Source organism: Streptomyces niveiscabiei (genome assembly GCF_033794345.1).
In the GTDB taxonomy this organism is placed as follows: domain Bacteria; phylum Actinomycetota; class Actinomycetes; order Streptomycetales; family Streptomycetaceae; genus Streptomyces; species Streptomyces niveiscabiei.
This window is the reverse complement of the sequence record NZ_JARAYJ010000085.1, coordinates 1-6,981: the sequence shown is the minus strand read 5'-3', so window position 1 is coordinate 6,981 and position 6,981 is coordinate 1. Positions and strand designations below refer to the sequence as shown.

General features: G+C 71.9%; 8 protein-coding genes. 1 reads left to right on the top strand and 7 read right to left on the bottom strand.

The genetic code is table 11. The features are described from left to right. On the top strand, window positions 1–181 hold a 181-nt coding region (locus tag PV682_RS43770), incomplete at its 5' end, for a winged helix-turn-helix transcriptional regulator (RefSeq protein ID WP_319738509.1). A 61-nt stretch (window positions 182–242) separates the two neighbouring features. Here the strand turns inward: PV682_RS43770 and PV682_RS43765 are convergent. The 7 genes from PV682_RS43765 to PV682_RS43735 all read right to left on the bottom strand — a co-directional run bounded on the left by PV682_RS43765 (window position 243) and on the right by PV682_RS43735 (window position 6,377). After that, window positions 243–614, bottom strand: a complete 372-nt coding sequence (locus PV682_RS43765) for an FAD/NAD(P)-binding protein (protein ID WP_319738507.1) — start codon at window positions 612–614, stop codon at window positions 243–245. Window positions 615–907: 293 nt separating this feature from the next. Continuing rightward, entirely contained in the window at window positions 908–1,363 is a 456-nt protein-coding gene (locus tag PV682_RS43760) for an EF-hand domain-containing protein (RefSeq protein WP_319738505.1), read from the bottom strand. A 107-nt stretch (window positions 1,364–1,470) separates the two neighbouring features. Further along, window positions 1,471–1,620 carry a hypothetical protein gene (locus tag PV682_RS43755; protein ID WP_319738504.1) on the bottom strand — a complete coding sequence of 50 codons (150 nt, stop codon included), beginning with the start codon at window positions 1,618–1,620 and terminating at the stop codon, window positions 1,471–1,473. A 263-nt stretch (window positions 1,621–1,883) separates the two neighbouring features. Beyond that, window positions 1,884–3,113: a glycosyltransferase gene (locus PV682_RS43750; protein ID WP_319738502.1), complete on the bottom strand. Its 1,230-nt coding sequence runs from the start codon at window positions 3,111–3,113 to the stop codon at window positions 1,884–1,886. A gap of 21 nt (window positions 3,114–3,134) precedes the next feature. Beyond that, complete coding sequence (locus tag PV682_RS43745; protein WP_319738500.1) at window positions 3,135–3,815, bottom strand: histidine phosphatase family protein; 681 nt, start codon at window positions 3,813–3,815, stop codon at window positions 3,135–3,137. After that, a complete protein-coding gene (locus tag PV682_RS43740; RefSeq protein WP_319738498.1) occupies window positions 3,806–5,005 on the bottom strand; it encodes an MFS transporter in 1,200 nt (399 codons plus the stop codon). The genes PV682_RS43745 and PV682_RS43740 overlap by 10 nt, the downstream gene beginning before the upstream one ends. Before the next feature lie 475 nt (window positions 5,006–5,480). Beyond that, window positions 5,481–6,377 (bottom strand): polysaccharide deacetylase family protein, encoded by an 897-nt coding sequence (locus tag PV682_RS43735; RefSeq protein WP_319738496.1) that lies wholly within the window; start codon window positions 6,375–6,377, stop codon window positions 5,481–5,483. Between the last annotated feature and the right edge of the window lie 604 nt (window positions 6,378–6,981).

Genomic DNA, 6,981 nt, shown 5'->3' with positions numbered 1-6,981 from the left:
AACCGGCGGACTGATCACCCGCACCGTCCTCGCCAGCCGCCCACCGACCGTCGAGTACGCCCTCACCGACCTCGCCCGCGGCGCCACCACCGCACTCCACCACCTCCAGGACTGGGCCGAGGAACACGTCGGCGACTACGTCCACCACCGACACACCCACACCACCCACCCGAAACCCTGAAAAGGAGCAGGCCCGGTGCGCACACTTCACCGTGTCAGGGCATCTGGTCGTTCTGCCCACGTCATGGCGGGGGCCGGGCAATGCAGAGGCTGTCCCGCGAGACGTCGGCCAGTACCGCTCGGGTGTAGGAACCGAACAGGCGGCGCGGCGGATAGTCGTCCCAGCCGCGCTCGGGCGCCCGCATCCGGGCCGCCCACGAGGCGGCGTTCCGCTCACGCCACCGGGCGAACTCGCCCTTGTCGTCCGGGCGCAGGCTCATCCGGTCCGCCCGGACGTTCAGCAGATGCAGCTTCTCCGGCGTGGCGAACGCGAGCTCCGGCCCCCAGCGGCGCGGAATCGGCACCTCGGGCAGCGACGAGGTGAAGGCGATGGTGTCGGTGTTCCGGTCGAGCGTCCAGAACTCCAGCCGCTCGTACCCGTGTTCCGCACACACGCCCGCACCATCGCCCCGAACAGGGCGCGGCCCACCCCGAGACCCCGGTAGGTGGGCTCCACGTACATGTCCTCGCCGTGGACCCGGCCGTCGGCCTCGGCGACATGCCCGTAGAGGGCCGCGCGCAGCTGCTCCGCCGTCATCCGGCACTCGTGCGCTGGCCGCTCGTACGCGGCCAGGTCGTGCACCATCCGTACGACCGTCTCCACGTCGCCCGGCGTGATGCTGCGGATCTCCACGTCCGTCATGCGGCTCCTGATGCGGGCGCCCGGTACGGCCGCACCAGCCCTCGGTCAGTGAACGGCCCGGTCCGGCCGCTCGGTGCGTACAAGGTGGCCGGCGAACCGCCGGGTCGGGCCCATCGCGGCGTAGAACCCCTCGAACGAGATCTGTCCGTCGCCGTCGTCGTAGGCGGCGAGGTAGCGGTCGGTCTCGCGGTCCGGTAGGCCCCAGCCGAGCAGGAGCAGCCGCAGCTCGGAGGCGTCGAGGGCGCCGCTGCCGTCGAGGCCGAGGAACTCGTCCAGGCCGTGGACACGGTAGAGGTGACGGAAGAAGGTATCGAAGGGGATGCGCTGCCCGAAGCGTTCGGTGAACGCGTGGACGAACGGCCGGGCCGGCCGGCGCTGTTCGGCCAGCTCGTCCGGGGTGAGGACGCCGTCCCCGTCGGCGTCGAGGCTGTCGAAGAGGGCCCGCGCCCGGTCGTGGGCGGTCGCGGCGGCCAGCAGGACGGCGAGGGCGCCACGGGCCACGCCCCGCCGCCCAGCGCGCCGAGCGGCACCTGGAACGCTGCCACCACCGACGGGCCGGGCCGGCGCGAGGCGGTCGGCCAGCGGCGACGGAGACCGCCGGGGCGCGGTCAGCGGTCCGACCATGCGTCCCTCAGCGGCTCAGGAAGGTAGAACCCCTGCTCCTGGCCGCGCGGCAGCCGCAGCCCCAGCTGGTCCAGGGCGTGTTCGGCGAATGGGAGCCGGTCCTCGGCGATCTCCAGGATCTGGCTGACCCCCACTGCCCCGCCGACGGCGAGGCTCCACGGGGTGCGGGAACCTCCAGCCAGTCGGCGGCCTGCCGGTCCGTGCCCCGGCGGATCAGTGCCGGGACGACGCGGCGCATCAGCCGGGGCACGCTCTGCTGTTCGTACGCGACGGGCAACTGCATCCCGTTGCCCCGGAAGAACCCGGACGCCCCCGCCACCCGCTCGGGATCCGTCCAGCCGGACAGTTCCGCGCTCACGTGTGTGCCTCAACGGCATCGCCGGCAACTCCCTCCTCGTCAGTTCCGTGGCAGCGGCGAAACCGACCGGTACACCTCGCGGATACCGTCTGCCCACGCCTGCGCGGTGAACGTCGACGCGACCCGGTCGAGGCACGCCTGGTGGAAGTGGGCGCGCCCCTTGTCGAGGATGCCCAGCAGCGCGTTGCCGAGGGCGCCGGAATCCCGGGCGGGGACGAGGGCGCCGACCCGTTCGTCCCCGACTGACCAGGCCAGGCCGCCCACGCGGGTGGCGGCGACCGGCGTTCCGCAGGCCATGGACTCGACGGCGACCAGGCCGAACGGCTCGTAGTGCGAGGGGACGGCCGTGACGTCGGCGGCGTTGTAGTACAGGGCCGTCTCCTCGTGCGGTACGGAGCCCCGCAGGTCGACGCCGGCCAGGACGCCGAGTTCACGCGCCAGTGCGACCAGGAGCCCGGTGCCCGGCCCGTGGCTCTGCGCGGAGCCGCCGACGACGACCAGCCGCGCCCGGGGCAGCCGCCTGCGGACCAGGGCGAACGCCTCGACGGCCTCCTCCCAGCCCTTGCGCTGTTCGAGACGCCCGAGGAACAGCACCACGGGTACCCCGACGGGTACACCGAGGGCGGCGCGGGCCTCCTCCTGCGGTACGGGACGCAGGACGGAGGTGTCCACCCCCGGCGGCACCAGCCGCACCCGCTCCAGGGGCGTTGCGCACAGCCGGTGCGCGTCGTACGCCTCGGCCGGGCAGTTGACGACGAGGGCGGCGGCGTGCTGCCCGATGCGGCTCTCGGCCCGGTGCCGCACGTCGAAGTGGTCCTGTGCGTGCGCCGAGAGGCGTTCACCCTGGGCCGCACGGCGTACGGCACCCAGGGAATGGTGGGTGTGCACGACCGGCACGTTGTGGCGCTCGGCGAGGGCCAGTGCCGTCTGGCCGGAGTACCAGTAGTGGCTGTGCACCACGTCGTAGGGGCCGTCCGTCCGGAACACCTGGTCGACGCCCTCGGTGAACGCGTCGAGCACCTCGCCGAAACGGTCCCGGGGCAGCGGCCCGCAGGCACCGGCCGTGACCCGGACGACCCGCGCTCCGTCGGTGATCGGCTGCTGGTGGGGGAGTGCCGGGGACTCCCGGCGGGTGACGACGTCGACGGTGTTCCTTATGGCCGCCAGGCGGGCCGCGAGGTTGCGTACGTAGACGTTCTGTCCGCCGCTGAAGCCGCTGCCCGGCTGGGCGAGCGGGTCGGCGTGGTCGGAGATGAGCAGGAGGCGCATGGTGGTGCCGGTCGTCCTTGTTCAGGGGGTGGTGAGTGAGGGCTGGGTGAGGTGGGCGGTGTCGTTGTGGGCGTACAGGTCCCAGCGCAGGCCGAGCGCGGGCCGGTGCCGGTCCCACGGCTGCTCGCGCCAGTGGGTGACGGCCGTGTTGTCCACCGTCACGGGCAGTGGGCCGGGCCAGGTGGGCGGCAGGCCGAGGAAGACGTGGTGAGCGGCGTTGACCGCCTCGCCGTGGGTGACCACCAGCACGCGCCGGCCCCGGTGGGCCTCGGCCAGTGCCGTCAGGGCGGCGGAGACGCGGGCCACGTAGGCGGACCAGGACTCCGCGCCGGACGCCGGGACGCGCCACGGTTCGAGGACGGGGTTGCCGTCGAACCCGGCGTGCAGGACGGTCCGTGACAGGCCGTCCGCGACGCCGAGGTCCTGTTCACGGAACTCCGGCAGGATCAGCGCCGGCAGGTCCAGTGCACGGGACACCGGCTCGGCCGTCTGCGCGGCCCGCAGCCGGGGGCTGGCGTACAGGACGTCCACCCGCCCGTCACCGGCGTGCCGCTCGCCCAGCCGGGCGGCGAGCAGCCGGGCCTGCTCGTGTCCGCGCGGTGTCAGCCCTCGGCACCCGCGCGGGCCGCCCACGGTGTCGTCGACGTTGCACCATGCCTCGGCATGGCGGACCAGGAGGAGTTCGGTCGGTGTCAGCGGCATCGGGCCACGTCCTGTCGGCTGGTGGTGAGCGTGCCCGCGCCGAGCAGGGCCGCCATGGTCAGGAACAAGGCGGGCACCAGGGCGAACGCGGCGTGCAGTCCCGCCCGGTCGGCCACCGTGCCCAGCAGGAGGGGGCCGGTCAGCGTCGCCGCTCCGACCAGCAGGTGCAGGCCGGACATGGCCTGGTCGCTGGCTCCGGGGGCCCGCGCCGACACCACCGAGGCGCCGATCGGGAAGAAGTTCGCGATCCCCGCGCCGGCGGCCACGAGACCGGCCAGTCGCACCCCGGTGGACTCCGCCAGCCAGAAGGCGCCGAAGCCGCCCAGCGCGAGCAGCAGCGACCCCGCCAGCAGCGGGCCTTCGGTGCCTTGCCGGAAGGTGACCGCGTAGCTCACCGCCCGGCCGCACAACTCCCCGACGTAGTACAGGAGAAGCACGGACCCGGACGAGACCAGGCCGGTCACCGGCATGGCCCGGGGCGAGAAGAAGACCACGCAGATCTCCCCGGCCACCCCCGCCGCGACCCCCACTGTCACGCACCAGTACGACAACGGCAGCCGGCCCCGCCTCCGCTCCCGGCTCTCCGCGAGGCCGCCGCGCCCGTCGGGTACGGCGGAGGGCAGCAGGACCGCGAGCACGACGAACACCGCGGCGAGCCACCACCACGCACCCCGCCACCCCAGCCCCGTGTGCACGGCGATCGTGACCGCCAGCGGGCCGGTGAGCGACGCCAGGCTCGCGCACAGACCGTTCAGCGCCAGCCGACGCGCCTGGTCTCCCGAACCCCGGTCCACATGGGCGGACATCACCCCGGCCTGCACGGCCGTCGTGGACAGGCCCAGGCCTGCGACGGCCAGCAGCAGCACCAGCGGCGACGGCGCGAGCGCGGCGGCAGCGGCACCGAGCGCCACCACGCCCGCCGCCACGGACAGGACGAACGCCCGCCCCTTCCGTGCGGCCCAGCGCGTGTAGCCGAACCCGGCCACGATCATCGCCCCGGCCAGCAGCGACGGATACAGCCCCATGGCCGTGTTCGACATCGGCCACGTCTTCTGCGCCTCGGCGAGCGTGGGGCTCACCGCGGAGAGGACGGCGCTGTATCCGCCCTGGGCGGCGTACAGCACGGTTCCTGGCGGACCGGCGGTGTTCCTCGGCAGGCGGTCGAGGAGCGTACGGTCTTTCGTCCTCACCGCTGAGGTGAAGGGTGGGCGGCGGGTGGTGCAGGGATATCGAACGGATCGATCACTGAAGAAACGCCTCTCCGGTGAATTCAGGGCAGCCGGGAAGTCGGGAAATGATTCGAACGGGACGACTGCGCGGTTTCAATGGAAAAAATAGTGGTCGATATCCACAGAGTGAGTCAAAGGAGTGTGGGCCACTCAGGTGAGGGTGTTTTTATGTGCCTTTGCTGATGATGAAAGCACTTCGAGGAAGAGGAAAAGCATGGGTAACGCTGCTCCACAGCGGGGCCAGGGTGATCACTCCCTGGCCGCTCGCCCACGAAACGGCTACACCCTGCGCGCGTTCGCGAAGAGCTTCGAGGCCGCTCACGGTCCGGTGGGCCTGTGCGGACACCGCGACCGGGATCACGCCCGGACGATCACAGCACGCTGGACGCCGGCGCGCTGACCGTCATCGAATGGCGTGACGGAGGCCGGAAGCCACTCACCACGGTGAGCCGGCGGAAGGGGCGCTCGCGGGCCCGATGATCCTGAAGCTGCGGACCGGGCCGTACTGCTCGTGCGTCGGCCTGAGGACGAACGGCTTTCCGGCGCAGCCGGGTGCCGGGTACATCTCTACGTCGTGTGCGGTGTCGTTGCGCGTCGCGAAGGCGCTCTCGCCGCTGGGGAGTTGTGCGCTGCGGCAGGCGCCGGCGGGCGGCCGTTCGGCGCGGAACGTGTCGTTGCCCCGTGGTGACCGGGTCGGTCCGTGCCGCAGGACGACGGTGCCGGGCGCCGACGCGGGGACATACGAGGCGAGGGCGTTCGCGCGTCGGCGGTAGTCGCGGCCGGGGCGGAGGTCCAGGTCGGCGAAGAGTTCGGGGACGGTGACCAGGGTGTAGCCGCGTGCGGTGAGGCCCTCGATCAGGGCGGGGACGGCATCGACCGTGGTGGGGTGGAGGTCGTGCAGGAGGACGACGGAGCCGGGAGCGACCTTGTCCAGTACGGTGCGTACCGTCAGGTCCCTGTCCTTGTGCTGCCAGTCCAGCGAGTCCACGTCCCACAGGACCAGGGGAGAACCCAGGGACCGGATGCCGGTGCTGAAGGCCCCGTAGGGGGGACGGACCAGCCGGGGGCGTACGCCGGCCACCGCGAGCACTGCCTGCGCGGTCCGGTCGATCTGGTCGAGGACCTCGTCGTCGCCGAGCTGGTTCAGCCGGGAGTGGTCCCAGCTGTGGTTGCCCACCGCGTGCCCCTCGGCGACCTCCCGCGCCACCACCTGCGGACGGGCCTGGACCTGCTGGCCCACGACGAAGAACGTGGCCCTCGTCCGGTGCGACGCCAGCGTGTCGAGCAGTCGGGGGGTGTGCTGGGACGGCCCGTCGTCGAAAGAGAGTGCCACGCAGCGCAGTCGCGCGCAGTCCGGAGCAACGGCGATGGCCGCACCGACGGTCTTCACTCCACTGGGCGGTGTGGCCGTCCCGGCACCGGCAAGGGCCAGCGATGCTGCCGCCGCCCATGCGAATACAGGCCAATAACATCGAAATAGTGGAATTCTCGTCACGGTCGTCACACTAGATCAAGTTCCGCGCGTAGATTGTTTCCGGACACGGCGAATTCCTTGCCGAGTGGAGCGGGCCATTACACGTCCCGGCGCCTCTCGCCAGCTCTTTGCGGCCATTGTCGGTCACAGTCCCCTCGGCCGGTCATCGGCCTGGGGCGCGCGGGAGGAGTACATCGACGAAGCCGCCCGCAGAGAGCCACAGATCAACGAAAATGCCGATGGCGCCGGGCTGGCGGCGCCGAGCTCGCGGTCGGCCTTGCGCCGGCAAGCGAGGCGAGTGCGAGAACGGCACCGCGGCACTCAGAACGAGCCAAATGACCCCAAACATCTGGCGCGAACCCTCAGAGCTCGTAACACGATCTTGTTGAAGTGTCCTGGTTGGGCGTGACCGATGTGAGGATTCGGCCGTTCGGGATGGTGTGAGTACTCGGCCGTGGATCGT

Excerpts from the sequence above, each read along its gene's own strand:
- PV682_RS43745 (WP_319738500.1), bottom strand. The coding sequence starts at position 3,815 with ATGCCGCTGACACCGACCGAACTCCTCCTGGTCCGCCATGCCGAGGCA.
- PV682_RS43750 (WP_319738502.1), bottom strand. The coding sequence starts at position 3,113 with ATGCGCCTCCTGCTCATCTCCGACCACGCCGACCCGCTCGCCCAGCCG.